The 25517-nt window shown below is 66.8% G+C and carries 25 protein-coding genes and 1 pseudogene; 15 read left to right on the top strand and 11 right to left on the bottom strand.

The features are described 5' to 3' along the window. Positions 1-8 precede the first annotated feature (8 nt). Complete coding sequence (locus APZ15_RS37185) at positions 9-1157, bottom strand: efflux RND transporter periplasmic adaptor subunit (RefSeq protein ID WP_027792416.1); 1149 nt, start codon at positions 1155-1157, stop codon at positions 9-11. Between the two features lie 338 nt (positions 1158-1495). On the opposite strand from APZ15_RS37185, the gene APZ15_RS37180 reads away from it, so the two are divergent. Continuing rightward, positions 1496-3781: a TonB-dependent receptor gene (locus tag APZ15_RS37180; RefSeq protein WP_080981995.1), complete on the top strand. Its 2286-nt coding sequence runs from the start codon at positions 1496-1498 to the stop codon at positions 3779-3781. 61 nt (positions 3782-3842) lie between these two features. Continuing rightward, positions 3843-4439: a hypothetical protein gene (locus APZ15_RS42805; RefSeq protein ID WP_027792418.1), complete on the top strand. Its 597-nt coding sequence runs from the start codon at positions 3843-3845 to the stop codon at positions 4437-4439. Between the two features lie 8 nt (positions 4440-4447). On the opposite strand, the pseudogene APZ15_RS42470 reads toward APZ15_RS42805, so the two are convergent. Further along, positions 4448-4687: pseudogene (locus tag APZ15_RS42470) on the bottom strand (transglutaminase family protein); the annotation flags it as partial. Between the two features lie 51 nt (positions 4688-4738). Further along, the gene (locus tag APZ15_RS37165; protein WP_027792420.1) at positions 4739-4978 is read right to left on the bottom strand and encodes a hypothetical protein; all 240 of its coding nucleotides are present in this window, start codon (positions 4976-4978) and stop codon (positions 4739-4741) included. A 419-nt stretch (positions 4979-5397) separates the two neighbouring features. On the opposite strand from APZ15_RS37165, the gene APZ15_RS37160 reads away from it, so the two are divergent. Then, a complete protein-coding gene (locus APZ15_RS37160) occupies positions 5398-6234 on the top strand; it encodes an alpha/beta fold hydrolase (protein ID WP_021157880.1) in 837 nt (278 codons plus the stop codon). A gap of 138 nt (positions 6235-6372) precedes the next feature. On the opposite strand, the gene APZ15_RS37155 is transcribed toward APZ15_RS37160, so the two are convergent. After that, entirely contained in the window at positions 6373-7293 is a 921-nt protein-coding gene (locus APZ15_RS37155; protein ID WP_027792421.1) for a LysR substrate-binding domain-containing protein, read from the bottom strand. A gap of 165 nt (positions 7294-7458) precedes the next feature. Between APZ15_RS37155 and APZ15_RS37150 the strand changes: the two genes are divergently transcribed. Both APZ15_RS37150 and APZ15_RS37145 read left to right on the top strand, forming a co-directional pair. Beyond that, positions 7459-8109, top strand: coding sequence for a LysE family translocator (locus APZ15_RS37150; RefSeq protein ID WP_027792422.1), 651 nt, complete (start codon positions 7459-7461; stop codon positions 8107-8109). A gap of 56 nt (positions 8110-8165) precedes the next feature. After that, positions 8166-8540 (top strand): gamma-glutamylcyclotransferase family protein, encoded by a 375-nt coding sequence (locus APZ15_RS37145; protein ID WP_027792423.1) that lies wholly within the window; start codon positions 8166-8168, stop codon positions 8538-8540. 42 nt (positions 8541-8582) lie between these two features. Here APZ15_RS37145 and APZ15_RS37140 read toward each other — a convergent pair whose 3' ends face one another. Then, positions 8583-9272 carry a DUF3142 domain-containing protein gene (locus APZ15_RS37140; protein ID WP_088611305.1) on the bottom strand — a complete coding sequence of 230 codons (690 nt, stop codon included), beginning with the start codon at positions 9270-9272 and terminating at the stop codon, positions 8583-8585. 43 nt (positions 9273-9315) lie between these two features. Further along, the gene (locus tag APZ15_RS37135) at positions 9316-11496 is read right to left on the bottom strand and encodes a PA5441 family protein (RefSeq protein ID WP_027792425.1); all 2181 of its coding nucleotides are present in this window, start codon (positions 11494-11496) and stop codon (positions 9316-9318) included. A gap of 430 nt (positions 11497-11926) precedes the next feature. Between APZ15_RS37135 and APZ15_RS37130 the strand changes: the two genes are divergently transcribed. The 3 genes from APZ15_RS37130 (at position 11927) to APZ15_RS37120 (ending at position 15022) form a co-directional block, all read left to right on the top strand. Beyond that, positions 11927-13456: a hypothetical protein gene (locus tag APZ15_RS37130; protein ID WP_027792426.1), complete on the top strand. Its 1530-nt coding sequence runs from the start codon at positions 11927-11929 to the stop codon at positions 13454-13456. Between the two features lie 32 nt (positions 13457-13488). After that, positions 13489-13821, top strand: a complete 333-nt coding sequence (locus APZ15_RS37125; protein ID WP_034196211.1) for a hypothetical protein — start codon at positions 13489-13491, stop codon at positions 13819-13821. A 148-nt stretch (positions 13822-13969) separates the two neighbouring features. After that, positions 13970-15022: an AraC family transcriptional regulator gene (locus APZ15_RS37120; protein ID WP_027792428.1), complete on the top strand. Its 1053-nt coding sequence runs from the start codon at positions 13970-13972 to the stop codon at positions 15020-15022. 45 nt (positions 15023-15067) lie between these two features. Here the strand turns inward: APZ15_RS37120 and APZ15_RS37115 are convergent, their stop codons facing one another. Beyond that, positions 15068-16480, bottom strand: coding sequence for a hypothetical protein (locus APZ15_RS37115; RefSeq protein WP_027792429.1), 1413 nt, complete (start codon positions 16478-16480; stop codon positions 15068-15070). Positions 16481-16569: 89 nt separating this feature from the next. Here APZ15_RS37115 and APZ15_RS37110 point away from each other — a divergent pair, with 89 nt between their 5' ends. Then, positions 16570-16938, top strand: a complete 369-nt coding sequence (locus tag APZ15_RS37110) for a hypothetical protein (RefSeq protein ID WP_174543647.1) — start codon at positions 16570-16572, stop codon at positions 16936-16938. A gap of 105 nt (positions 16939-17043) precedes the next feature. On the opposite strand, the gene APZ15_RS37105 is transcribed toward APZ15_RS37110, so the two are convergent. Then, positions 17044-17805, bottom strand: coding sequence for a 2-keto-4-pentenoate hydratase (locus tag APZ15_RS37105; protein ID WP_027792430.1), 762 nt, complete (start codon positions 17803-17805; stop codon positions 17044-17046). Positions 17806-18171: 366 nt separating this feature from the next. Here APZ15_RS37105 and APZ15_RS37095 point away from each other — a divergent pair, with 366 nt between their 5' ends. After that, complete coding sequence (locus APZ15_RS37095; protein WP_027792431.1) at positions 18172-18645, top strand: universal stress protein; 474 nt, start codon at positions 18172-18174, stop codon at positions 18643-18645. Between the two features lie 15 nt (positions 18646-18660). Further along, on the top strand, positions 18661-18852 hold the full coding sequence (locus APZ15_RS37090) for a DUF2964 family protein (RefSeq protein ID WP_021157890.1): 192 nt from the start codon (positions 18661-18663) through the stop codon (positions 18850-18852). Between the two features lie 88 nt (positions 18853-18940). Here APZ15_RS37090 and APZ15_RS37085 read toward each other — a convergent pair whose 3' ends face one another. Next, positions 18941-19144: a hypothetical protein gene (locus tag APZ15_RS37085; protein WP_027792432.1), complete on the bottom strand. Its 204-nt coding sequence runs from the start codon at positions 19142-19144 to the stop codon at positions 18941-18943. Positions 19145-19249: 105 nt separating this feature from the next. Here APZ15_RS37085 and APZ15_RS37080 point away from each other — a divergent pair, with 105 nt between their 5' ends. Next, complete coding sequence (locus APZ15_RS37080; protein WP_027792433.1) at positions 19250-20986, top strand: site-specific integrase; 1737 nt, start codon at positions 19250-19252, stop codon at positions 20984-20986. Positions 20987-21022: 36 nt separating this feature from the next. Here APZ15_RS37080 and APZ15_RS37075 read toward each other — a convergent pair whose 3' ends face one another. Then, positions 21023-21739: a DJ-1/PfpI family protein gene (locus APZ15_RS37075; RefSeq protein WP_027792434.1), complete on the bottom strand. Its 717-nt coding sequence runs from the start codon at positions 21737-21739 to the stop codon at positions 21023-21025. Between the two features lie 83 nt (positions 21740-21822). Between APZ15_RS37075 and APZ15_RS37070 the strand changes: the two genes are divergently transcribed. The 3 genes from APZ15_RS37070 to APZ15_RS37060 all read left to right on the top strand — a co-directional run bounded on the left by APZ15_RS37070 (position 21823) and on the right by APZ15_RS37060 (position 24310). Then, the gene (locus APZ15_RS37070; RefSeq protein WP_027792435.1) at positions 21823-22755 is read left to right on the top strand and encodes a GlxA family transcriptional regulator; all 933 of its coding nucleotides are present in this window, start codon (positions 21823-21825) and stop codon (positions 22753-22755) included. A gap of 233 nt (positions 22756-22988) precedes the next feature. Beyond that, entirely contained in the window at positions 22989-23312 is a 324-nt protein-coding gene (locus APZ15_RS37065; RefSeq protein ID WP_021157895.1) for a TfoX/Sxy family protein, read from the top strand. An 89-nt stretch (positions 23313-23401) separates the two neighbouring features. Continuing rightward, positions 23402-24310, top strand: coding sequence for a hypothetical protein (locus APZ15_RS37060; RefSeq protein ID WP_027792436.1), 909 nt, complete (start codon positions 23402-23404; stop codon positions 24308-24310). 30 nt (positions 24311-24340) lie between these two features. Here the strand turns inward: APZ15_RS37060 and APZ15_RS37055 are convergent, their stop codons facing one another. Next, on the bottom strand, positions 24341-25492 hold the full coding sequence (locus APZ15_RS37055) for a branched-chain amino acid ABC transporter substrate-binding protein (RefSeq protein ID WP_027792437.1): 1152 nt from the start codon (positions 25490-25492) through the stop codon (positions 24341-24343). Positions 25493-25517: the final 25 nt, after the last annotated feature.

Here is a 25517-nt window from a genome sequence, read left to right as displayed (position 1 = left end):
GGTTTCCTTTACCGCGCGCTGGCGCTGGAGGACACAACGGCCGGGGCGTCAGGTGTCGCCGTTGCCGAAGGGGGCGTGCCGTTGATTTTTACGGTCGCACCGGGCGGAAGACGGTTCTGGCCAGCCATCACCACGATGTCGCCAGGCTTGATGCCTTGGGATACCAGAACCTCCTCCCCGAGCCGGCGGCCGGTGATGACCGGCACGGCAACCGCCTTGCCGACTCCCTGCGCGTCGGCCCCTTTCACGACCACCACGCTGTCACCGGAGGCCGAAGTCTGGATCGCCGTCAGCGGCAATACGATATTGTCCGTCGTGGCGGGCAATACCAGCCGCGCCGTCACATACATGCCGGGTTTCAGCAACCGGTCGGTATTGGGCAACAGTGCCTGAACGGCCACATTGCGGGTTTCTCCATCGATACGCGGTTCGATGGCGCTGATCCTGGCGGTGAATACCCGCCCCGGCACAGCATCCACCGTTACCTGAACCGGTGCGCCCGACGTCAGCCTGGGCATATCCTGCTGCGGCAACGTGAAGTTGACATAGAGCGGATCGAGCTGGGTCAGCGTGGCGATCGCGTCACCGGCATTGAGATACTGACCCAGGTTGATCCGCCGGATACCTAACTGACCGGAGAACGGCGCGCGAATCGACTTTTGCTGAATGCGTGCGTCCAGTTGCCGGACTGCCGCGGCAGTCTGGGCAGCGTCCGCCTTATGTTGTTCGAGCAATTCGCGCGGTTCCGCGCCGGTAGGCGCCAACGCTTGCGAACGCCTGAGTTGCAACTGGGCGAAATCGGCTTTGGCCACGGCAGCGGCACGATCCGCTTGTTCGGGGGCATCGTAGAGCTGAATCAGCACCGCCCCTTCCTTCACGGACTGGCCTGCGTCGAAATTGACGGCGGTCACCCGCCCCGAGGTATCGGGAGCCAGCAGCACGTCATGCACGGCTTGCAGGCTGCCAACGGCCTGCCACTCGTCGGCCACACTGCGAGGCTCTGCGCGGATCGTCGAGACAGGCATCGGCGGCATGGCCTGTTGTTCTGCGCCGCCGCTTCGAACAGCGCGCCAGGCATACAGCAGGCCGAAGACCACGACCAGCCCAACAACGCTTATGACAATGGGTTTGGTACGGGAGATAGCGGCGGTGCTCATGCGCGCCCCGCTCGAGCAAAGGGGATCGAAATGGCGCTTGAACGGCCGCGCATGGCCGATCTACCGATGATATGTGAGTGCACAGGTATTCCTCGGGAAGGACGAAGTTCTCGGCCGGCCAGAGAACAGGCATGGCAGGCCACGATGAGGCGCAGCCTACCCGTGCAGCCACACTTCTACATTGCGAAATCTAGTCAATTTATTTCGCAATACGGCCATCTCGATGGAAAGACATACACTTGGCCTGATTGAACAAGGAATTGGCCAAATCTCGCTACGGAGGTGTGTCGGCGAATCGGTAAATTGACGATCCCGATAATGCAAATGAGTCTCGTTTAATGTCTAACACGCCTCATATTGAAGGGCAATGTGCGGTACATCGCTCTCCCTTTCATCAATCCCTTGGCAGAAGTTCAGGCTCGATCGATGCGATGCGCGAAGGGCTCCCGGCGTGTGGCTTGCGTGTCGTCCGTACCGTCCGACATACATTGCTCAACGCAACGATTGCCGCAGCCGTCGCCGTCGCTGCTCCAGACGTGTTCGCTACCGAAGGAAAGCAAGCGCAATCAACCACTGAGTCGCCGGATAGCGGTACGTCGGCATCGAGCGCAGAGAGCACGGTCCTCGAGCCCGTCACGGTCACCGCCCGGAAAACGACCGAACGCCTTCAGGATGTGCCTGAAAGCATCACGGTTCTGCAGGCGAAGACCCTGAAGGAATCGCCCTTCGATCCAGGTGTGGCTATCGCCGGCCATGCGCCCAATGTGCAATGGGTCAGCCGCGCCACAGGCTCCCAGTGGTTCTCAATTCGCGGTGTCAGTTCACTTGGGACGCCTGCCAACTACTCCGATGGCACGATCGCATTCAATGTCGATGGTGTGCCGAACAGCATGATGAGCGCGTCGAACATGTTGCTCGACGTCGACCATATCGAAGTGCTGCGCGGTCCCCAAGGCACGCTATGGGGAACCAATGCACTGGGTGGCGCTATCAACGTTGTCACGAAGCAGCCTGACGGAACTCGGGATGTTCACGTGACAACCGAGGTCGGCGAACACGGCTATCGCATGGGCGAGGCAGTTCTTGGCGGCAATATCGTGCCCGGACAACTTGACGGACGGATGGCGATCCGTTACGGCCATGAGAATGGCGATATCAGTAGCCGTTACACCGACAAGCTGGGCAAGCGCGACATCGGTGCATTCCGTGGAGGACTACGCTTCACGGGGCTGGACGACACGATCATCACAGTGACGGGTAACTATCTGCATGATCAGGCTAACTCCCCGCTCTATGTCCTGCGTAGCGCCAGTCAGTTTCCGACCAGTGGCATCCTGACCGAGCCGGACTTGAAGACAACGCAAGCGGGCGCCACCGTGACCGTCGAGCATTTTTTCAAGAATTTCCAGCTCACTTCCATCAGTTCCTACCAGCACAACAAGCTGGAAAGCGAACTCGATCTCGTGGACAAACTTGTCTATGACGCGATCGGGTTCCCCGCATCCAGTAACGTGGGCCACTCAACGGATCAGGAGAACATCTTCAGCCAGGAGATTCGGCTGAATTCACTCGAGGGTGCCCCGGTTCGCTGGGTCGTCGGTGCCAGTGCCATGCGAACCAACGGCATACGCTGGTGCAGCAGTACGCAGTGCGCGCCGCCTCCGTATTCCGGCTCAGTCGCGATGAAAAGCAATCTCGATACGACCAACCTAGGACTGTTCGGGGACGTTTCGATCCCCTTTGCGAACCGCTGGGAGTTCTCGATCGGCGGCCGGGTAAGCCATGACAATATCGAGATGAAGCAGGGCAACTCCCTGGGCCTCGCTTCGCTGACCGGCTCCAACTCAACGTCGCAAACCTATCCGACAGGTCGGGTAGCACTATCCTTCAAGTGGACGAACGACATTCAAAGCTACGTGTCGGTTGCTCGTGGTCACGCGTCACGGGTGTACCCGCTCTTTAGCTATCCTGTCGATGGCATCGTGGGCAACCCCTATCCGGCCGCTTTGGGGTGGACTTACGAAGCGGGCGTCAAGGCCGATCTTCTTAGCCATCGTCTTCAGATCGATGCCAGCGTCTATCACAACGACATCAAGAACGGTGTCATGTCCTATCTCGATCCTTCGCTTGGCGCCTTTCGGACAACATATCAGGACTACAAGACCAGTGGTTTCGAATTGCAGGCGCGCGCGCTCATCGCTGAAGGCTTGAGCTTCTCCGGGGGCGTCGGCTACATCCATAGCGAACTCGGAGCCAACGGCGCCGCGGTCAATACGGTCACTGGCAATCCTGTTCCGAACACACCGAAATGGACGGCGACGGCCGGGCTGCAATACGAAACCTCAGCCAAGGCGATTCATTTGCCGGGCAAGCTCTCCGCCGACCTTCAATACCAATACACAGGCAAGCGCACCGCGGATATCGACAAATCTTATTACCTTGATGCCTATAGCCTTGTGAATGCCCAGATTGGATGGAAAAACAAGGATCTCGAAGTCTATCTGTTCGGCCGGAATCTTTTCGACAAACGCTATGAAACCTTCGGCAGCCTGTACTCCGGCATGCAACTGGTTTCGGTCGGTCGCGGCCGTACCTTGGGGGTAGGCCTGACCAAAAGCTTTTGATTGCCGCCAGTAGGGTCGTTTGGTCATCTAGCCGCCCCAGCGCATCGAGAGATTTCACGTTATGGCGAGCAAGGGGCAGCGCTATCGGATCGTCTTCGCGGGCCGTGGCGTGGCTGGCCTGCCGATCGCGCCCACAATCGGCGCTCGAACTGTGCCCGAGCGCCCCCCCCAGGCTCACCTGATGGTCCGTCGCGCGGTGGCGCGCGCCACCTTCGGCACGGCGCTGGAATGGTTCGACTTCGCGTTGTACGGTGTCGTCGCGGCGACGATCTCCGAAGCTGTTCTTTCCGTCGCTCGACCCGACCGCGTCGCTGGTGAGCTTCTGGGCGGGACCCGCGGCCCGTCCGCTCGGCGCGGTGATCTGCGGCACGCTCGGCGCAACCTGATGCTGGTCACGGTGTCGGTGATGGGTCCGTCGTCGTTCCTGATGGGCCTGTTCACCGTCACTTCATCAAGGGCCGTGATCGACCCACAACGGGCATTCAACCTTCTCCAAAGCGGCCGCTGGGGGGGGCTCAATGCTTTGACCAGTCTTAGGACGTTGCGCCACGAACGCTCAGCTCTGCGCAATTCACCGTTCGATTCGAACGGCGACGTTGCCACGCGACGCATCCTATCCGTACATTTCCGCGCCGGCTCAGCGTCGGCAGGATCGTAGCTCGGTCCTTACTGGTCGCAGTGCACCTTGAAGTGCGTTAGCACGGCGGCCCCGAATGCATTGCTGATCGCGACATCCGCGGCATCGCGCCCGTATGCCATCAAAACACGTCCAATACGCGGCGCGTTGTTTCGCGGATCGAAGGTCGGCCAGCTACCGCCCACATAGGCTTCGAACCACCCCGCGAAATCCATCGGCGCCGCAACGGGCGGCAAACCCACATCGCTGATATAGCCAGTGCAATAGCGCCGTCCCCTATGCGATCACTGAGAGTATTGCATCGGGAAACAAACATGGAATCAGTCGACGGGACCGAGTAACACGTCGATAGCAGCTTGGCCGGCGATTTCGGCTACCAGATAGGCCCATCGCTCAGTAAAAGGGCCGTTGCGCAACGAGATGCGGCCTCCCCGCGCGCCGAGCACTTCGAGGTTTGTGGCGCCTTTAATCTGAAAGGTCACGTCAAAGGTGTCCTCATCAGCAGCCGGAGTCAATTCGACCTGAATCTCGAAGCCGCGGTACGCGATCGTTCGTTGCATGAAAGCCTCCCTTTCGTCTTCGGAGACTAGCATGAGTCAGCATCGGACGGCCTACGCAACTATTGGGCTAGGTAGTTATGCGTGCGCCACCACGTGATATTCAAAATTCTACGTACCGGAGCGTTCAGGACCGCAACTACCAATTTGGTGAATGCGCCCCGATTGTCAGCGATCTAGGCGCCGTGTCGATCGACCGTTCTTGGCCGAACCGAGTCAGACGATCTGACGCTGTCTGTTCGGTCCAGTCCAGCCTTATACAGTTGACGCAGCGCCATCGTTCGCCCTTCGGGCGGGGGAGGGGGGCACGTTGGTCGGATTGTTTACGGCCGCTTGCATCGTGGCGTCATCGTTTGACAATACTGTCCGATAATGGCTCCCGGCCAGTGTGCCATGTTCATCCACGTCACAGGAGCATCGCGATGCCATACGTCACAACGAAGGATCACGTCGAGATTTTCTACAAGGACTGGGGCCCGAAGGACGCGCAGCCCATCATGTTCCACCATGGCTGGCCGCTGTCGAGCGACGACTGGGATGCGCAGATGCTCTTCTTCGTCCAGAAGGGCTATCGCGTGATTGCGCACGACCGGCGCGGCCACGGCCGGTCGGCGCAGGTGTCGGACGGCCACGACATGGATCACTACGCGGCCGATGCGTTCGCGGTCGTCGAAGCGCTCGACCTGCGCAATGCGGTGCATATCGGTCATTCGACCGGCGGCGGCGAAGTGGCACGCTACGTCGCGAAGCACGGCGAGCCGGCCGGCCGCGTCGCGAAGGCGGTGCTGGTCAGCGCGGTGCCGCCGCTGATGCTGAAAACCGATTCGAACCCCGAAGGCTTGCCGCTCGAGGTGTTCGACGGTTTCCGGAAAGCGCTCGCCGACAATCGCGCGCAGTTCTTCCTCGATGTACCGAGCGGCCCGTTCTACGGGTTCAACCGCGAAGGTGCAACCGTGCATCAGGGCGTCATCCGGAACTGGTGGCGGCAGGGGATGGAAGGCAGCGCCAAAGCGCATTACGAAGGCATCAAGGCGTTTTCGGAAACGGACCAGACCGAAGACCTGAAGTCGATCTCCGTCCCGACGCTCGTGCTGCATGGCGAGGACGACCAGATCGTGCCGATCGCGGATGCCGCGCTGAAGTCGATCAAGCTGCTGAAGAACGGCACGCTGAAAACCTATCCGGGCTATTCGCACGGGATGCTGACGGTCAACGCGGACGTCCTCAACGCCGACCTGCTGGCTTTCGTGCAGGCGTAACCGTGACGCTCGGCGCAGGCCCGCTTCGGCGGGCTGCGCTTTGTTTGGAGGGCTGGCGGCACCCGGTAACCGTGGCCGGTAGCGCCCGTCAGCCCCGTCGCGCCGTCGGCCAGGCGGCCGGTTCGCCGGCCGCAGGGTTCAGCCCGGCCCGTTGAAGCGGATGCCCGGAAACGTCAGGCGCGGCATCCGGCCTTCCAGGAACGCGAGGAGTTCGCGCACCTGCGCGGCTTTGCCGGAGTCTTCCGGCCAGACGAGGTAGTACGCGTCGCCGGTATTGACGGCCGTCTTGAACGGCAGCACGAGCTGCTTCTCGTCGATTGCCGTCGCGCACAGCGCGAGATCGCCGATCGAGATGCCGTGGCCGGCGATGGCCGCCGCGATGCCCTGTTCGAGCATGTCGAACACCTGCCCGCGCGTGATGTCCACGTCCAGGTCGTGCCCGCTGCCCTTGAGCCAGCGGCGCCAGTCGCGCCGGTCGGGCGACGGGTGGATCAGCTCGCACGCCGCCGGATTCGTGCGTGCGACCGTCGCGGTCGCACGCGAGCACACCGGAATCAGCCATTCGTCGAACAGCTTCACGCACTGCGTGGCCTCGCCGAACTTGCCCGTGCCGAGCAGGATCGCGCAATCGTAGGATTCGCTGAAGAAATCGACGGTGTCGACATCCATCCACACGCTCGCGATCTGCACCTCGAATGCGGGCCGCGTGTCGCGAAAGGCGGCCAGCGCGTCGAGCAGCCAGCGCATCGTGAGCGTGGACGGCGCCTTGAGCCGCAGCACGTCGCGTTGCGACTGGAACAGCATGCAGGCTTCCTCGATCTGCCGGAAGCCGCGCCGCAGGCCCGACGCGAAGATCTGCGCTTCCGCCGTCACGGTCATCCTGGGCCCGCGCCGGACGAACAGTTTCCGGCCGAAGTAGGCCTCGAGCGTCCTGACGTGCTTGCTCACCGCGCTCTGCGTGAGGCTCAGTTCCTCGGCGGCAAGCGTAAACGAGCCGGTGCGCGCGGCGCTTTCGAATGCGCGCAATGCGTAGACAGGGGGAAGCGGTTTGGTCTTCACGGGGCTTGAATATGAATAAAACTCATGTCATTCGACAGGATTTTCCGTTTTTCAGCAGCGGGCCGGGCACGCCATACTGCAAAAAACCGTGCAATCCGCCGCGCTGAATCCCGATGATGCCATCGTAGCGCGCACGCGCGTCGATCCATCCAACAACTTTTTGTCATGGCACTCCATTACTCGCTGCTGTTCGCCTATCTCGCCGCGATCGTGCTGCTCATCGCGACGCCCGGCCCCGTCGTCATGCTCGTGGTCGGCACCGTCGCGCGGCGCGGGTTCCGCCAGGGCATGCTGACCGCGGTGGGCGCGAATGCCGCGAGCCTCGTGATGATCGCGGGGGCGATGCTGATGGTGTTCGGCGTCGTGCTCGTCAGCGATCGCCTGCTCACGGGGTTGCACGTGGCGGGTTGCGTCTTCATCGCGGTGCTGGCCGTCCGGACGCTGCTCGGCGAATGGCGCGCCGGACGTACGCGCGGCGCCAACGGTGCCGCGCCAGGCGAACCGGCGTCGCAGGCGTGGCGCTTGCCGGGTGTGGTGCGCGGCTTTCTCGTCGGCATCGCGAACCCGAAGGACCTGCTGTTCTTCGTCGCATTCTTTCCGCAGTTCGTCGGCATCACGCCGGATTCCCGCGTGAGCCTGGCCATCCTGGCCGTGCTTTGGATCGCGGTCGATTTCACGATCATGACCGGCTACATGGCCGCGATCAACCATCCGCTGATTCACCGCAAGCAACGATGGATCACGGCCTCGTCGGCGGGTGCGCTGCTCGTGATTGCGCTTGCCGGGCTCGGCGGCGCGATCTCGGGTGGCGCGTAAGCCTGCGGGCGATCTGCGTTACGTTTCGTTTGTCCTGTTTTTTGTCGAGCTCAATCATGTCCAGCACCGCCCCGACTTTCTCCGAGCACCTCTTTTCCTATGGCACGCTGCAACTCGAACCGGTGCAGCTCGCCACCTTCGGCCGCAAGCTCGACGGTCGCGAGGATGCGATGCCCGGTTACGCGATGACGATGCTGAAGATCGACGATCAGGAGGTGGTCGCGACGAGCGGGAAGACGCATCATCCGGTGGTGGCTTATACCGGCCGACCGGGCGACCGCGTCACGGGCACCGTGTTCGCGATCACGCGCGAGGAACTGCAGCACGCGGACGACTACGAAGTCGACGCGTATCGCCGCGATCGCGTGGTGCTGGAATCGGGCGTCAGCGCGTGGGTGTACGTGGATGCGGGTTCGCCGCGCCCGGAATGAATCCGGGGCGCGGGAACGATCGACGTCGTCGCGTGTTTCCCGCTATGCGTTGCGCAGGAACACGACATAACCGCGGAACCACGGGTTTGCCGCGAGGTAGGGCGGCGCATCCCATTCGCCGCCCTGGATGATGCCGATGCGAAACGGCAATTGCAGCCGCGCGACGCGCGGCAGGTAGTCCGCGTAGTCGGGGATCGTGCGGCGGCCCTGGTAGGTCTGCACGACGACTTCGTCGACGATTCCCCTGAGCTGGTTGACCTGGTCGGTATCGATGCGGCTGCTCCAGTCGAGCAGCCCCGTGATGCTCAGCCGGCAATCGGCGGGCAGCGTCTCGCGCAGCGTCCGCAGGAATTCGAGGTAGTCCTGCAGGTGGCGCGTGCGTGCATCGAAGTCGATCTGGATACCGGTGATCGTGCGACCCGACGCGCGCCAGCGTTCGAGTTGCGCGAGCATGATCTGCGTGACGCGCGGCGTCCAGCGCAGCGTATGCGCACGATAGACGAGCCACACGCGCGCATGCGGCGCGGGTGGCAGCGCGACGCCCTGCGCGATGACGCGTACTTGCGACTCGTCCCGCGGCGATGCCTCGATCTGCCCTTGCAGCACGTAGACGGCGCGGGCGCCGCGCACGACCGCCTGCGGTTTCACGCCCGCCCACAACCAGAACGTGTCGTACTGCGCGGCATCGACGGTGCCGGCCAGCGCGACGCGTCCGGCCAGCAACAGCGCCATACACGTGACATACGCGACATACGCGACACGCTTCACGCGGCGCTTACCAGTAGTAGCGGAGTTTCTGCGCCCACACGCTGCCCGCGTAGCTGGCCTTCAGCGTATCGAACCAGCGCTTGCGCACGTTCTTCGGCACGTCCTTGCCGCCGCATTCGTTGGAGCCTGCCGGCGCGTAGCACCTGATCGCGCGGTAGTACGCATACGCGCGGTCGTTCGGGTTCGCCTGCGCATCGGCCATCACCGTCACGTAGCTCGACATCCGCTCGTACGGCTTGCCCGCGAACTGCGACGGCGCCGCGCCGAGCGTCGGCGGCACGCGCGCGGCGTTCGCCGCCGACGCGTTGCGCATCCACGGAGGCACCACATCGCCTTCGAGGTTGGCCGTGAGCGGGTTGACGCGCACGAACTCGGCGAGGCAGTTCAACCCTTTCGCGTCGGCCGGATTCTGCTGGAGCATCGCCGCGATGTCGCGCGCGGACGGGCACGTGTAGCCGTCTTCGGTTTTCGCACCGGACGCGACGAACGGTTTCAACGGATCGGCAGGCGTGCCGGACACCAGCGCGGCATCGGCGATGAACTCGGCGTAGTGCGAACGCGTGAGTTCCTTGTACAGCAGCGTGTACAGCGCGGTGTCGCGCAGCGCGCCGCCGGCCGCGGGGTTTTGTGCCTGCGCGCGCAGCAGGTCCGCATTGGCGGCGCGCCGCAGCAGCACGGCGCGGATCGCGGCGTTCTGCACGGGCGAATCGTCGGCGAACGCGTCGTTGACGAGCCCGGCCTGTTCCAGGTTGATCGCGAGCGCGAGTTCCAGCGCCTCGCGCTGGAAGCGGAATTTCGCGAGCGGGATCAGGTCGCGCCACAGCTGGCGCGCCTTGTCGGCCTGGCCGCTATCCTCCAGCGCGAACCCGCGCAGCGCCTGCTGGCTCAGGCCGAAGTAGTCGAGCGGCTCGGCGGGCGCCTGCGGCAGCAAGGCGAGCGCGGCGTCCGGCTTGTGGCCGATCTGGACATACCAGGTCGCGAGCAGGTAGTCGTAGAGCGCGGGTGCGTTCGCGAAGCGCGGTTTCTGCGCCTGCAGCTCGTCCAGGGTCAGTGGCTTGCTGCGGCTCGAATCGCTGTTGTCCGACGTGCGCATGCGCAGCAGGTCGACGGTCGCGAGCACGGTCGGCGACTGGATCTGGCGCGCGTCGAATTCCGAGCCGAACAGCAGCTTGCTGTCGAGTTCGTTCGCCAGCTGGATCAGCGGCACGTTCGACGTCGCCGGCGACCAGCGCGCGAGCGCGTGGCCGTACAGGTCGGCCTGCTGCGTGACGTTGCCGCCGAGCCACGCGACCCGCCGCAACAGCCCGTTCGCGGAGGTCGCGTAGCGTCCCTGCGGATAGATCTTCAGGTAGGTGCGAAACACCGTATTCGCGGCGTCGAGCGACACCTTCGTCACGCGGTCGAGCGACGGCGTCGGGTTGTCGTTGTCGAACACGTTGGCCTGCGCGGCGTTCAGCTGCGCGCGCCCGGCCATGTAGAGCCCGGTTTCCTTCAGCCACGGGTTCGCGCTGTGCGACGCGTTCGCGAAGGCCCGGGTCGCGGTGAGGAAGTCGGCGCGGTAGAACGCGTTCGTGCCGTCGAGATACGCGGCGAACTGCTGGCCGAGCGGCGACTTGACCGGCGGTTTCGTCCACGCGGCGCTCGCGGCGCCGGCGGCGCAGGTCTTCTGCGCGATGTCGGCACGGGCCGCGCGCAGGCGTGCGGCTTCGTCGGCGGGGAGGCCGCCGGCACCGCCCAGTGCGTCGTTGAACGCGTCGGCGCCCGAGTTCATGCTGCGGCAGATGCTGCCTTCGCCGTCGGCGTAGCGGTTCGACGACGCGTCGCCATCCGCCGCGTTGTCGGCCTTGGCGGTCGTGTCAGGCTCCTTCTGCCCGATGTAGATCCACCCGGAGAAGTCCATCGGGAACGGCACGATGATCTGGTTGATCCGGTCTTTCGCGGGGATCGTCTTCGGGTCCGGAAACGCCTGCGCGACCTTGGCGCTGTCGACCATCATCAGCATCGCGTTGATGCGCGTGTCGTTCGCGGGGCTCAGCATCGGCAGGTTGGCGCACGAGTAGGCGGTCTGCCGGAGCGTGGTGGGCGCGTAGCAGCCATCGTCGCCGCTGGCATGGGCAGCCGGAATCCAGAACAGGCCGGCCGCCAGCGCGGCGAACAGGTGTCGGTGCAGCAATGGGTTTCTGGGCATTTTTTTCTTGTGCCGGGTGTGGGGCCGCAGCGGCCGGGTCTCTCAGGTGAGGCGTTTCGCCCCGGCGCGTATCGTACCGCACCCGCGGCCCTGGCCGCGAGCGCGCGCAGGCGGGCCGGCGAAATGGAAGTCCACTCAGTGTGGACGCATCGCCACCTTGAATCCGGACCGCCTGAATTAAGATGCAGCCGGCAGCGACGGACCTTCGACGATAGACGTCGGTCGTCGTCCTCGCTGCCCGACGGGGGCGGTCTGCCGAGGGCGGTGTTCGCATCGATCCGCACGGCGGAGCCGAGCATGACGGGGGCGAACGGACGCCGGTTTTCGTGCCTGTTCAATAGCATTGCTTATCAAGAAGCCGATCGGTGCGGTACAGCGTGTCGGCGAACGGCAGACGAGAGTACGCCGGAAAGAGAAAAAGAGGATTCCGATGAAACCCATTGCATGGATGGTCATGGCAGCCGCGCTCGCGCTGTCCGCATGCGGCGGTGACGACGTTGCCACGAACGGCGGCGCATCGTTGTCGTCGCCGAACAATCCCGGTTCACCTTCCGGTTCGACCTCGCCCGGCGGCGGTTCGAACGGCGGCTCGAACGGCGGCTCGAATGGCGGGCCGACGGGTGGCGGGACCACGCAGCCGCAGGCCGGCTGGTCGAAGGCCGCCGCGGTGGACGGCAAGGGGCCGGAAGGCGAGCCGAGCGTGACCATCGACGCGAGCGGCAACGCGCTCGCCACCTGGATGACCAACGGCACGGCCGGCACGACCGGCAACGAGATGTGGGGCGCGCGCTATGTGCCGGGCTCGGGTTGGGGAAGCGCGACGCGGCTCGACACGAGCGACGGTTCGCATGCGATGAATTCGCTGACCGGGGTGCAGCCGCAACTGGTCGGCAACGCGAGCGGGCAGGCGGTCGCATTCTGGACCGAGTGGACGCCGGGCCCCAACACGTACGCCCTGTGGGCACGCCCGTACACCCCGAATGGCGGTTGGGGTACCCCGGTCGCACTGGTGCCGGACATGGCCGGTTCGTCCTATTCGGCCGGCATGGACAGCCAGGGCAACGCGCTCGTCACATGGACACAGTCGATCAGCCTGCTCGACACGCGCATCGCGTGGACGCGCTATACGCAGGCCGGACAGTGGTCGCCGACGGCGCTGGTCCAGATGCCGGTGCAGACCGGGCCGGGCGCGGTGACCGGCGATACCGACAACGTGAGGCCGATGCTGTCGGTCCTGTCGTCCGGCCGCGCGGTGCTTGCGTGGCGGCAGACCAACCATACGAAGTCGGCGTTGTGGACGGCCACCTACGACGCGACCAACGGCTGGACCAACGTCAACCAGGCCGTATCGAATACGAGCCTGTTCACGACGATCATCTCGCCTGTCGCCGGCATGGACGCGAAGGGCAACATCACGCTGCTCTGGGGGCAACTCGACGTGACGGGCGGGAAGATCTACACCGCCACGATGTCGCAGCGCTACGTCGCCGGAACCGGATGGCAGCCCTCGCAGCCGGTTGCGCCGGCGATCGTCGAGCCGACGGGTTTCATCGCGACGCCGATGCTCGCCGTCAACGAAAACGGCGTAGCCGCCGCGATGTGGGCGGAAGGGGGCGCGGTCCTGCAGGCGAGCGTGTCCGATGCCGGCGGAAACTGGGGGACGCTGCAGCGGCTGACGGAACACCTGAACGGGGCGGCGCTCCAGTACCCGCCGCTGGTGATCGACGCGGCCGGCAACGTGACCGTCGCCTGGCAGGACACGGGCACACCGAACGCGTCGCTCCTCCTCGTGGCCGGCTATCGGAACGGGGCGTGGAGCACGTCGACGCTGGATCCGCAGGACGGGTCATGGCCGGCGCTGGCCGTCAATGCCGCGGGGGCGATGGCGCTCGTCTGGCAATCGTTCGTCGCGAACGTCGGCAGCCAGATCCAGTCCAGCTTTTTTACGCCGGGCTCGTAATCGTGCCCCACCGGGAATTCGAAGGAGAAACCATGAAGCAGATCCTGCAATGCGCCGTCACCTTGCGGACGGCGCTGGGCGCGGCGGCCGCCGGCCTCGTGTTGTCCGCGTGCGGTTCGACGCAGATGAACATGGTCGACGTGCAGACGTCGACCGCGAAGACGCTCGGGCTCGCGTCGTCGGACGAGATCACGATCGCCAACGTGCAGTACGGGAAGAAGGACGGGCTCGGTGGCCAGAAGGTGAGTTACGACGCGACGACCGGCAAGGGGCGGCGCTTCGGCTGTACGGTGTTCATGATTCCGGGGCTCACGCCGATCGATCGGCCGACGTACAACAACTGGGAATGCCATCCGCAACGCTGATGGCCGCGACGACGACGGCGCCCGTCGCGGGGCGCCCGTCGACCGCCTGGGTGGACGATGTGCCGCGCCGGCCTTGCGCCGGCGCAATTTGGTCCGATAATCGACGAACCGATCTATCCTCTCGTGTCGGCTCGATAAAAACACTGTCATGGACCAAGCGGCATTCGTCCCCGTTTTCAAGTTTCGCACCATCGACTACCCCGAGCGGGACAGGTTCCACGTCTGGGTCAAGGACATGCTGTGCGACTGCCGCCTGGAAGACGACGGCGGCCACGGCGTGTTCGACGCGGAAGCGAGCGGTGCGGCACTCGGCCCGCTGATCCTGTCGGGCCGCCACTGGCGATCGCGCGCGCCGGCCTACCGGGTTCATCGGACCACGCGGCGGATCCGCCTCGACGGACAGGATTCGATCCGCTTCACGCTGCTGCTCGGTGGCCGGATGGCCAGCCACACCGGCGGGCCCGAACTGGTCAAGGGCGCCGGCGATGTGTTCGTGTACGACGTCGCGCAGATCAACGACTGCAGGGTCGAGGCCGGCGACGTGATCAGCCTGGTCGTGCCCAGGTACCTGCTGCCGAGCCATGCGGCGCAGGCGCACGGGCAGACGCTGACGAGCGGCGTCGGGCGGCTGCTCGGCGACCACATGCTGTCGCTGTTCCGCAATCTGCCGAATCTGCGCACGCACGAGATCCCGAGCATCGTCCAGTCGATGCTGCTGCTGCTCGCCGCGGCGGTTGCCCCGACCGCTCAGGCGCTGCACGACGCACGCGGCCCGATCGACGGGGCGCTGGCCGAGCGGGTCCGCCGCTACATCGACGTGCATCTGCTGGAGCCCGACCTCGATCCCGACCGGATCTGCCGCGACATCGGCGTGTCGAGAGCGCGGCTCTACCAGCTGTTCAAGGAAGACGGCGGCGTGATGCGGCAGATCACGCGGCGGCGGCTGCGTCACGCGTACCACGTGCTCGGCGACCCGCAGCGCCGGCATCAGCGCATCGCGGAGATCGCGTGGGCGCACGGTTTTCCCGACGAGAAGTATTTCCACCGGCTGTTCAAGGCGGAGTTCGGCCATACGCCGAAGGAAACGCTCGAATGCGCGGCCGCGCCGATTCTGCTGCCGTGCGATGCGGCCGGGGATCGATGGGCGGATGGCGGCCGGCTGGCGGGATGGACGCTGCCGTTCGGCGTGCTCACCAACTGAGCGGGCCGCGCGTTCCGGCCGCCGCGCGGCGGCTCGTTTCGTGCGTCACGCGTACACGCTGCTGGCCGCACCGCCTTCATCGACCTCGTCGATCGCGGCCCGCAAGTCGTCGATCGCCACCATCAGCTCGCGGACCTGCCGCAACGACGGGTACTGGTGCAGCACCGCATGCCATTGCGGCATCGTCAGCAGCGCGTGCCAGACGACGCCGAGGCCGTCGGGAACGGTGTGCGGCTGTTGCGCGAGCGCGCTCGCGTACTCGAGGCTGGCTTGCGCCGACAGCAACTGCATGCGGCTCGCGGCGCCCAGCAGGCGCGGCGTCGCGTCGGCGGACGCATCGCAGCAATAGAGCACTTCCCGTTGCAGCGCGGCGTCGTCGGTCGTCAGCGTCCGCAGCGACGCGCCGTGCACGCGCACCGTGCCTTGGTGCGTCTCGAACGAATAGATCGTGTCCGGGTCGGCCTGCGCGAGCAGGGTCAGGCCGCGCAGCAGCCGCGGCAGATCGGTCGTCGCGGCATCCGCGGACGCTTTCGCTTCGACGAGGAAGCGCACGTTCCACGCGGGCGCCGGGTCGTCGCCGCGAGGGCGTTCGAGCAGGATCGCATCCCATTCGGTTTTCGCGCGATCGTGCCGGCCCGGTATCGACGACGGCACGCGCATCGACGTCACCACCCGGTACGTGCGGCGTGCATCGACGGCGTCGAGCCTGCGGGCCAGCGCGTCGAGCGCCTGCGCGGCCAGCGCTTCGACGGCTGCGCCGCGCTGCTGCGATGCGACGCCCTGTGCAACGGCGACCGAGCTGCCTTCGAGCGGACCCTGGCGGACCCACAGCGCACGGTAGCGGCGCACGTGCTCGTCCGATGCCAGGGCGTCGACACGCAGCAGGCGTTCGAGCGCGGGGCTGTCTTTCAGCTTGACGATGTCCTGTTCGAAGGCCGGGTCGGTCTTCATGTCGGGCAGTGCGAGCAGGTGCCGCAGCGTGTCGTGCAGATCGGCCCACGACGCGCCGGTGGCGGCCGCATGCAGCCGCGCGAGCCCGTCGCGTTGCCACGGCCGGGCGCTGCGCTCGAGCTTGGCCGGGTGCGCGATCGCGTTGACGGCCGAGTGCAGCGCGCGACGGTCCTGCTCCGCGTGTGCCGACAACGACGCGTATTCGCGCACGCTCGGCGCATCGTGCCGCAGCACCGCGGCCTGAAACGCGGGATCGCCGGAATGCGTATCCATCGCATCGCGGATCATCTGCGCGAGGGCGTCGATGAAGCGCTGCCGCAGCGCCGCGTCGGGCGTGTGCCCGTCGCTTCGCATCCTGCGCGCTTCCTCGATCACGATCGCAAGCGTGGCGGCCGGGTTCGCGGCGTCGGCCGGCGACGACGCGCTGTCGAGCGGCGGCAGCCGGTAGCGGCGCACGACGGTGCGCAGGGTTTCGTCGAGCAGGGCGGGAAGCGGTGTCAGCGACATGTTCGATATCGGCGTGAAAGCGGTGCGCATGCCACGGGGTAGGGCGCGGTGCGCGCGGGGATGTGCAACGTTATCACGTCGTACGGAAGATGCAGGGGGGCGCAGCGTGCTACGGGCGGTCGTTCAAGGGGATGTCGCCCGCCGGCTCGCTGATCGTCGGGGCGATCGTGCTGGTGCCTGCCAGTCTCGCCGCCGACCGTCCGTGGACGCTTCATCCGTCGTCGCGATCGCTGCCGGCACGGGCGGCGATCGCGTTCGTCATCTATTTTCGGCTCGTGCAGACGCTCGGTTCGGTCGGCACGACAGCGCAGGCCTGTCTGCGCGTGCCGATCGGCATCGGCATGGCGCTGCTCGGGGAATCGCGGTCGGCATCGGCGTGGCCCGGGCTCGCGTGCGCCGTTGCCGGCGTGGCCGCGATGACGTTGCCGTCACGACAGTGCGCGCAGCCGCGCGCCTGACACCGGCCGCGAACCCGGCCGCGCAACGATCGCGGCCGTCGCGCTGCGGCCAGCGATCAGCGATCAGTGACAGGCCCGGTCAGCCGTGCCCGCGCGCCGCGTGCATCAGGCCGTCAACGTCACCGACAAACTGCCGAGCTCGCCGAAGCGAACCGTCAGCGCATCGCCGAGCGGCACGTCGATCGCGCCCGCGTACGATCCGGTCGTCACGATCTGCCCGGCGCGCACCGGGTCGCCGCGCGATGCGAGGAAGTTGACGAGCCACACCAGCGGCTTCAGCGGATCGCCGTCCGGATGGCGGCCGTCGATCGTGCGGTTCAGCGCGCCTTCGAACGACAGCGCCAGCGTCTCGAGCGGCACGTTCAGCCCGTCGGGCACGACCGGGCCGACGCACAGCCCCTGGTTGAATTGCCCGTCGGCCAGCAGCTCGAACTTCGACGCGCGCGCGGGCTCCGCATAGCGGCAGCCGAGCACCTCGAGCACGATGCGCACCTCGCGGATCACGTCGCGCACGTCCTGTTCGTCGTACGGCTGCTCGCGCGCGGGCAGGTCGCGATCGAGCACGAACGCGATTTCCGGTTCGATCCGCACGATCGGGCCGCCGACGACGCGGTACGGCGCATCGGCCTCGCGGATCGTCGACGCGAAGATCGGTGCGAGGATCACGCGGTCGGGCGGCGGCAGCGCGCATTTCCATCCGCCGACGGATTCGCCGAGCAGGTCGGCCACGCGCTGCTGGATCGCGAGCGCGGTGTCGATGTCGTCGGGGCGCAGAGCATCGGGCAGCAGCGGGCCGGGCGAGCCGGCATGGCGGGCGGCGACGAGATGCTGGGCGGCGCCGTCCACGCGTTCGGTAGTCGTTGTCATGTCGGTTGAGCGAGTTGAAAGTGGGCCGGCAAATAAGGGCCGGACGAAAGTCGCACATCCGATGATAGCGCCTTCGGCATGGTGGCCGCTCGATTCCGGTGCGCACGGGCGGCGCGCGGCCGCCGCGGGCCCGGCGGATTCCGTCGCGCGCCGGCGGGTTCGACAAGCACGCGTATCGCGCGCCGCATACGCGAAGACGCACAAGGGTGCGGGCTCCGGCGCACGTGCCGCGCCCTGCGTCGGCCGGTCGCAGCCGGCATGGTCGCTCGCTTGATCGCCGTCAACATTCGAACCCGCCGTCCGCCGATGATGGTGACAGGGCCGCGCGCACCCAGCCGCGCGGCAATTCACCCCAGCGAGGTTTGCATGTACAAGAAGATCATGGTGGCCGTCGACGGCAGCGCTTCGTCGAAACTGGCGCTTGCCGAGGCCGTAAAGGTCGCGCTGGCAGGCGACGCGCAAGTCAGTGCCGTGTATGTGGTCGACAAGTCGGTGCTGTTCACTTACGCGGGCCGTTTCGATCCGCACGCGCTCGTCGAGGAAATGCGCGACGACGGGCGCAAGGTACTGCGCGAAGCCGAACAGGTCATCGCGCTCGCCGGTGCGAAAGGCGAGGCCGAACTCGTCGAGACGGAGAGCATCGGCGAGGACATCTCGGAACGCCTGCAGCGCTACGTGAAGGAAGGCGGGATCGATCTCGCGGTGGTCGGCACGCACGGGCGGCGCGGCATCCGGCGCGTGCTGCTCGGCAGCGTCGCCGAGCGCTTCGTGCGCGGCTCGAAGTGCCCGGTGCTGCTGATTCGCGGCGACGATGCCGACGTAGCGGCTGCGGCCGCGTAACCCGGAGGGGACGCGATGATACGCCGCCAATCCCGGATCGTCGTCGCGGCGATCGCCGTGTTCGTCTCGCTCGTGGGGATGATGGCCGTCGTGACGGGGCTATTGTTCGACAACGCGATGGCGCTGCGTGGCGGCGCGGTCGCGCTGGTCGTCGGCGTGGCCGGTTTCGTCGTGATGCTCAATCCGGGCGCGAAAGGCGAGGAGTGACGCGTTGCGCGGCGTCGCTCCCTGAATCCTGAATCGGCCGGTCGAACCGCGTCAGCGCTTCGTCGTCGCGACCGAGGCGATGGAGCGCTCAGCCCTTGCCGTCGAGCGCATACGGGTCATCGAGTGACGGCGCGAGGCGCGCATCGATCATCGCCATCGCACGATCGATCTTCAGGCCGGCGTTGACGAGGTCGTAGCCGATGCCGTTCAACAGGTCGCCCGAGAAATTGCCTGCGTCGAGCGCGGTGTCGATGCGGCCTTCGTCCAGCTCGGCAATCGCCAGCGCGATCATCTTGGCCGCGATCTGCTCCCGGAGTGCCCGGCCGAGGTGCCCGCCGCCCCCGGAACGCCGCGCGCGACGTATCCGGCCGCGCGCGCTTCTGTCAAACTGGCGCCCATGAAACCGCGCCTCGCCTCACTGCCTTCCTCCGATTCCGCGCCTGCGCCCGCAGGCTATCCCGACGCCGACGAACTGGCCGCGCTGCGCGCATGGTACGCGGGCATGACCGTGCGCCAGGCCGTCGAACGCTACCTGCCCGATCGTCTCGGCGAAGGGCGCTCGGCGCGCGGCGTGATCGGCGGGATTCGCCGCCGCCTCGTGCGCGTCGCGCGACAGGTCGGCCGGCCCGATCTCGCGGAGCGTCTCGGTCATCCCGACGGTGAGCGTATTCGGGAGGCGAAGGCGGCCGCCGAAGCGATCGGACTGCTGCGTCATGCGCGCGCGCCGGTCCCGCAGATCAGCGACGACGTCGGCCTGTGGCTGCCCGCGCGTGCGGTCGCCGCGCTGCGGGCGCACGGGATCGCGACGCTCGCCGATCTCACGGTGCGGATTCCGCGCCGGCGCCAGTGGTGGCGTGCGATCGCGGGCCTCGGCGTGGCCGGTGCGCGGCACATCGAGGCGTTTTTCGCCGCGCATCCGGACCTGACCGAACGGGCGCGCGCGCTGATCGCGGCGACGCCGCGCGGCAGCATCGTGCCGTGGGAGCAGTTGAAGCTGCCGCACGAGGTCGACGGCTCGGCCGGCACGTTCCGCGCGCCGCGTGCGACCAGCACGCTCGATGCGGACAACGATTACGCGGCCGTGCACGCGTGGCTGTCGCTGCACGAATCGGCCGCGACGCGGCGTGCGTACCGGAAGGAGGCGGAGCGGCTGATCCTGTGGGCGATCGTCGAGCGCGGCCGCGCGCTGTCGTCGCTGACGACCGAGGACGCGGTCGCGTATCGCGCATTCGTGCGGCGCCCGAGCCCGCACGAACGCTGGGTCGGGCCCGTGCGGCCGCGCGGTGCGCCCGACTGGCGGCCGTTCTCGGGCGCGCTGTCCGCGCGTTCGGCGGCATACACGCTGTCGGTGCTCGGCGCGTTGTTTCGCTGGCTGATCGAGCAGCGCTACCTGCTGGCGAATCCGTTCGCGGGCGTCAAGGTGCGCGACACGCGCGGCGCGAACGCACTCGACACGTCGCACGCGTTCACCGAAGGCGAATGGCTGCTCGTGCGCACGATCGCCGACGGGATCGAGTTCCGCACCGGCACGGCGGCCGGTGCGCCGCAGTCGGGCTGGACGCCGGCCGCCGCGCAACGGCTGCGCTTCATTCTCGATTTCGGCTATGCGACCGGGCTGCGCGCGAGCGAGCTGGTCGGCGCGACGCTCGGCGGCATCGAGACGGACGCGCACGGCGACGCGTGGCTGAAGGTGGTCGGAAAGGGCGGCAAGGCCGCGCGCGTCGCGCTGCCGCCGCTCGCGCGCACGGCGCTCGACCGTTACCTGGTCGCACGCCGGCTGCCGGTCACGCCGGTGCGCTGGCGGCCCGATACGCCGCTGATCGCGAGCCTCGCGGAAGACGGCGCGGCCGCGATCACGAGCGTGCGGCTGTGGAAGGTGATGCAGCGTTTCTTCACGCAGACGGCCGATCAGGTCGAGGCCGACAACCCCGCGCTCGCGCAGAAGCTGCGGCAGGCGAGCCCGCACTGGATGCGTCATACGCATGCGACGCATGCGTTGGCGCGCGGCGCGGAGCTGACGACCGTGCGCGACAACCTGCGGCATGCGTCGATCTCGACGACGTCGATCTACCTGCACGGCGACGACGTGAAGCGGGCGCGGCAGATGTCGAGCGCGTTTGCGGCAGACAAGTAACGGCGTCGCGTCGATCCGGCACGGGCCGCGCGTGCGTCATGCCGGTTGTCGGCTCGCGTCGGGTAGCGCAAGGTGCTGCGCCGCACGCGCCACGACCGCATGACGATCGGGCCGCACGCGCTCGAACAGCGCGGACACCGACGCGAGAATGTCCGGCGCGGCCTGCTCGGGACGTCCGCAGTCGAACGGCGGCTCGGGCGCATATTCGATGCCGAGCTGCACCGCTTGCGCGTAGGCCGGGCCGGCCAGGTCGGCCATCACCGAGAGCGCCATGTCGATGCCGGCGGTGACGCCGCCGCCCGTGACGACCGGGCCGTCGCGCACCACGCGGCCTTCGTCGACGATCGCGCCGAACGGCGGCAGCAGGTCGCGCCACGCCCAGTGGCAGGCGGCCCGCCGGCCTTGCAGCAACCCGGCCGCGCCGAGCACCAGCGACCCGCTGCACACGGAGGTAACATAGCGGGCGCCGAGCGCGAGCCGGCGCACCTCGCGGATGAATGCATCGTCCGCGATCGCGTCGATCACGCCGAGCCCGCCCGGCACGCAGACGAGATCGGCGTGCGCGATGTCGGCGAGCCGCTCGACCTCGGCAACGGTCAGGCCGCTGTCCGCGCGAATCGATCCGCCGCGCACCGAGGCTCGCCGGATCCGCGCGCCCGGCAGACGCCAGAACACTTCGTCCGGCCCGGTGAAATCGAGCTGCGTGACATGATCGAACAATGCGAATACGACGATGAACGGCGTGGTGGCCATCACGATCTCCCCAAGTATGAGCGGCGTGTAGCATCGCGCCGCGCGCTGTCCGTCGCAATGTCATTTCTCCCGCACTTTCTGCCATGACCCATCGCGTCGCCATGCTCGTGTATCCCGGTTTCCAGGTGCTGGATGCCGCCGGGCCCGTTTCCGCGTTCGAGATGGCCGACTACGCGCGCGCACCGTATTACGCGGTTCGCATCGTCGCGGCGCAGCCGGGGTTGGTGCGCAGTTCGTCGGGCGTGACCTGGCACGCCGAGCCTTTGCCGGATGCGGCGGACCTCGATACGTTGCTGGTCGCGGGCGGCGACGGCGTCGATGCCGCGATGGCCGACGCAGCGACGTGCGCGTTCGTGCGGCGCTGCGCGGCGCGCGGCATCCGGGTGGCGAGTGTCTGTTCGGGCAGCCTGCTGCTGGCCGCCGCCGGTGTGCTGGACGGCCGGCTGGCGACCACGCACTGGGGCTGCGGCGAGCGGTTTGCCCGGGCGTTTCCGCAGGTGCGGCTCGCGCTCGACCGCATCTATGTGAACGACGGGCCGTTCTGGACGAGCGCCGGCATCACGGCCGGCATCGACCTGACGCTCGCGTTGATCGGCGAGGATCGCGGCGAGCGGCTGGCGCGCGTCGTCGCGAAACGTCTGGTCGTGTACTACCGGCGCCCCGGCGGACAGTCGCAGTTCTCGGCGCTGATCGAACTGGACAGCGCGCAAGGGCGCTTCAAGCCGTTGCTCGACCACATTCGCCGCAATCTCGGCGCACGCTTGCGCGTGAGCGACCTGGCCGAGCAGGCGTGCATGAGCCCGCGCCAATTCGCGCGGGCGTTCCAGACGGAAACCGGCCTCACGCCGGCCAAGGCCGTCGAGAAACTGCGCGTGGAAGCCGCTCGGGCGGCGCTCGAAAGCGGGGCCGCGTCGCTGCAGCGCGTGGCGAACGAGTGCGGTTTCGGCGATACCGAAAACATGCGGCGCAGCTTTCATCGCTGGCTGGGCGTCGCGCCGTCGGCATTGCGTTCGTAGGCGGGCGTTGTCGCATTGTTACGTCGTCGATCGCGATCGTCTCGCTCGGCCGCGCGCCGTCATGTGACTGTCACGACACGCAGCGTGTTGCGGGCCGCGAATGCCTGCACGTGCCCGAATGCGTCCGAATGCGCGTTCCGCCGACGAATGGATGACGCACCGCAGCGCATCCGCCGATCAGGCGGAACGGTCGGGCACACGCAGCGGTCATACACCTTTTGCAAGGAGCAGGGATGGCATCGAGCCAGGGGACAGTCGATTTCATCGTCGAGCAGATGGCGGCGGCCGGCACGGTATCGGCGCGCAAGATGTTCGGCGAGTACGGTATCTATTGCGACGGCAAGATGGCGGCGCTCGTCTGCGACGATCGGCTGTTCGTCAAGCCGACGCCCGAAGGCCGCGCGTTTCTCGGCACGTGCGAGGAAGGTTCGCCGTACCCGGGCGCGAAGCCGCACCTCGTCATCTCGGGCGAGCGCTGGGACGATCGCGAATGGCTGTCGGCGCTGATCCGGATCACCGCCGCGCAGTTGCCGGTGCCGGTGAAGCGGCGTCGATAACGGCCTTTTCGCGTGCAATGTTGCGCTGCGGCCAGGCGTATTCTGTGACACATGCGCGCGACCATCGCGCGCCAGGCGGGAGCACAAGAATGAAGACATCCGGACATCCGCGCGGCACGTGGCTCGCCCGCCGCGCCTGGTACGCGCTCGTCGCGGCCCTGTGTACGGGCTGGAGCGCGCTGTCGTTCGGCGCGGACGATGCGGCGGCGCTGCTCGACCGTTACCGCAGCCTCGGCGCGCAACTGAAGGACAACGCGTTTCACCGGCCGCTGGTGCTCGAATCGGCGGAAGCATCGTCGTCGCTGAAGGGCGACATCTACGCGGTGGTCGACTATCCGTTCGCGGTCGTGAGCGGCCAGCTCGACGATCCCGCGCAGGGCCCCGCGAACTGGTGCGCGGTGCTGATCCTGCACCTGAACACGAAGTACTGTCATGCATCGGGCGGCGGCAACGGCCCGGTGCTCGACGTGAACCTCGGCCGCAAGATCCAGCAGAAGCTGTCCGACACCTATCGTGTGCAGTTCCGCTATCGCGTGGCGGCCGCATCGCCCGACTATTTCCAGGTCGACCTGACCGCCGACAGCGGCCCGATGGGCACGAAGGATTACCGGATCGCGCTGGAGGCCGTGCCGGTCGGCGCGTCGCGCACGTTCCTGCATCTCACGTATTCGTATGGTTTCGGCACGGTCGGCCGCATGGCGATGAAGACCTACCTCGCGACCGTCGGCAGCGACAAGGTCGGCTTCACGAACGTCGGCGGATCGGCCGCGCAGCCGCAGTACGTCGGCGGCGTGCGCGGGCTGCTGGAGCGCAACACGATGCGCTACTACCTCGCGATCGATGCGTATCTCGCGACGCTCGACAAGCCGCTCGACCAGCGCCTCGCGCGCTGGTTCGACGCGACCGAGCAGTATCCGCAGCAACTGCACGAGGTCGAGCGCGGCGCGTATCTGCAGATGAAAGCGCAGGAGGTGCAGCGGCAGCAGGCGGCGCGATGACGGTGTGGTTCCCGGTCGCGCCGCCGCGCGTCAGTTCGACGCGCCGCCGACCGTGCGGATGCTGTGCCACTGACCCTGTTCGACGCGGAACAGCGTGTACGGCGGCTTGATCAGGTCGCCGCGCTCGTCGAACGAGATCTTTCCGGTCACGCCGGTGACCGATACGCCGGGCAGGCTCGCGACGATCTTGCCGCGATCGAGCGAATCGGCCTTGCGTACCGCCGCGATCATCGCGAGCGCCGCGTCGTACGAGAACGGCGCATAGAGCTCGACATCCTGGTTGAAGCGTGCCTTGTAGCGCTGCGCGAACGCGACGGCGGACGGCAGCTTGTCGAGCGCCGGCCCCGGTTCGAGATCCTGCGTGCCTTCGCCCGAGGTGCCGGCAATCTTCAGGAATGCATTGCTTTTCAATGCGCCGGCGCCGAACAGCTGCGCGCGGATGCCGAGCGAGCGCATCTGCTTGACGAGCATCGCGCCCTGTTCGTCGAGGCCGCCGAAGAACAGCAGGTCGACGTTGTTGCTCTTCATCGTCGTCAGGATCGCGCGGAAATCGACGGCCTTGTCGTTCGTGTATTCGCGCGACACGATGCTGCCGTGCGCATCCTTCACGCCCTTCTCGAACGCGTCGGCGAGACCCTGGCCGAACGCGGTGCGATCGTCGATGATGCCGATCCGTTTCGCCTTCAGCTGCTCGACCGCGAAACGGCCGGCCACCACGCCGCCGACGCCGTCGTGCCCCATCGTGCGGAACACGTTCTTGAAGCCTTGCATCGTCAGCTGCGGATTGGTCGAGCCGGGCGTGATCATCGCGACGTTCGCCTGCTTGTAGACGGCCGATGCGGGAATGCTGCAGCCCGAGTTGTAGTGGCCGATCACGCCGACCACGCCGTCGTCGACGAGCTTCTGCGCGACCTGGATCGCGATGCGCGGATCGGCCTGGTCGTCCTGCACGTCGAGCACGAAGCGCACGGGCTTGCCGCCCACGGTCGGATGTTTCGCGTTTTCTTCGTCGAGCGCGAGTTGCGCGCCGTATTGCAGATCCTTGCCGACGCGCGCGACGGGCCCCGTCAGCGGGCCGGCGAAGCCGATCTTGACGGTTTCCGGGTCCGCGGCCTGCGCGGATGCGCCGACCGTGCCGATCGAGCAGACGGCCAGCCAAGCCAGCCAGTTACGACGATTCATGATGGATGCCTCCTTGCAGTGGTGA

It is taken from the genome of Burkholderia cepacia ATCC 25416 (genome assembly GCF_001411495.1).
GTDB lineage: Bacteria > Pseudomonadota > Gammaproteobacteria > Burkholderiales > Burkholderiaceae > Burkholderia > Burkholderia cepacia.
This window is presented reverse-complemented; position numbering and strand designations above follow the sequence as displayed.

Bases quoted from the DNA above. Each gene is read 5' to 3' on its own strand.
- APZ15_RS37185 (WP_027792416.1), bottom strand. From the start codon at position 1,157: ATGAGCACCGCCGCTATCTCCCGTACCAAACCCATTGTCATAAGCGTT.
- APZ15_RS37180 (WP_080981995.1), top strand. From the start codon at position 1,496: ATGTCTAACACGCCTCATATTGAAGGGCAATGTGCGGTACATCGCTCT.
- APZ15_RS42805 (WP_027792418.1), top strand. From the start codon at position 3,843: ATGGCGAGCAAGGGGCAGCGCTATCGGATCGTCTTCGCGGGCCGTGGC.
- APZ15_RS37165 (WP_027792420.1), bottom strand. From the start codon at position 4,978: ATGCAACGAACGATCGCGTACCGCGGCTTCGAGATTCAGGTCGAATTG.
- APZ15_RS37160 (WP_021157880.1), top strand. From the start codon at position 5,398: ATGCCATACGTCACAACGAAGGATCACGTCGAGATTTTCTACAAGGAC.
- APZ15_RS37150 (WP_027792422.1), top strand. From the start codon at position 7,459: ATGGCACTCCATTACTCGCTGCTGTTCGCCTATCTCGCCGCGATCGTG.
- APZ15_RS37145 (WP_027792423.1), top strand. From the start codon at position 8,166: ATGTCCAGCACCGCCCCGACTTTCTCCGAGCACCTCTTTTCCTATGGC.
- APZ15_RS37140 (WP_088611305.1), bottom strand. From the start codon at position 9,272: ATGGCGCTGTTGCTGGCCGGACGCGTCGCGCTGGCCGGCACCGTCGAT.
- APZ15_RS37135 (WP_027792425.1), bottom strand. From the start codon at position 11,496: ATGCCCAGAAACCCATTGCTGCACCGACACCTGTTCGCCGCGCTGGCG.
- APZ15_RS37130 (WP_027792426.1), top strand. From the start codon at position 11,927: ATGAAACCCATTGCATGGATGGTCATGGCAGCCGCGCTCGCGCTGTCC.
- APZ15_RS37125 (WP_034196211.1), top strand. From the start codon at position 13,489: ATGAAGCAGATCCTGCAATGCGCCGTCACCTTGCGGACGGCGCTGGGC.
- APZ15_RS37120 (WP_027792428.1), top strand. From the start codon at position 13,970: ATGGACCAAGCGGCATTCGTCCCCGTTTTCAAGTTTCGCACCATCGAC.
- APZ15_RS37115 (WP_027792429.1), bottom strand. From the start codon at position 16,480: ATGTCGCTGACACCGCTTCCCGCCCTGCTCGACGAAACCCTGCGCACC.
- APZ15_RS37110 (WP_174543647.1), top strand. From the start codon at position 16,570: ATGCAGGGGGGCGCAGCGTGCTACGGGCGGTCGTTCAAGGGGATGTCG.
- APZ15_RS37105 (WP_027792430.1), bottom strand. From the start codon at position 17,805: ATGACAACGACTACCGAACGCGTGGACGGCGCCGCCCAGCATCTCGTC.
- APZ15_RS37095 (WP_027792431.1), top strand. From the start codon at position 18,172: ATGTACAAGAAGATCATGGTGGCCGTCGACGGCAGCGCTTCGTCGAAA.
- APZ15_RS37090 (WP_021157890.1), top strand. From the start codon at position 18,661: ATGATACGCCGCCAATCCCGGATCGTCGTCGCGGCGATCGCCGTGTTC.
- APZ15_RS37085 (WP_027792432.1), bottom strand. From the start codon at position 19,144: ATGATCGCGCTGGCGATTGCCGAGCTGGACGAAGGCCGCATCGACACC.
- APZ15_RS37080 (WP_027792433.1), top strand. From the start codon at position 19,250: ATGAAACCGCGCCTCGCCTCACTGCCTTCCTCCGATTCCGCGCCTGCG.
- APZ15_RS37075 (WP_027792434.1), bottom strand. From the start codon at position 21,739: ATGGCCACCACGCCGTTCATCGTCGTATTCGCATTGTTCGATCATGTC.
- APZ15_RS37070 (WP_027792435.1), top strand. From the start codon at position 21,823: ATGACCCATCGCGTCGCCATGCTCGTGTATCCCGGTTTCCAGGTGCTG.
- APZ15_RS37065 (WP_021157895.1), top strand. From the start codon at position 22,989: ATGGCATCGAGCCAGGGGACAGTCGATTTCATCGTCGAGCAGATGGCG.
- APZ15_RS37060 (WP_027792436.1), top strand. From the start codon at position 23,402: ATGAAGACATCCGGACATCCGCGCGGCACGTGGCTCGCCCGCCGCGCC.
- APZ15_RS37055 (WP_027792437.1), bottom strand. From the start codon at position 25,492: ATGAATCGTCGTAACTGGCTGGCTTGGCTGGCCGTCTGCTCGATCGGC.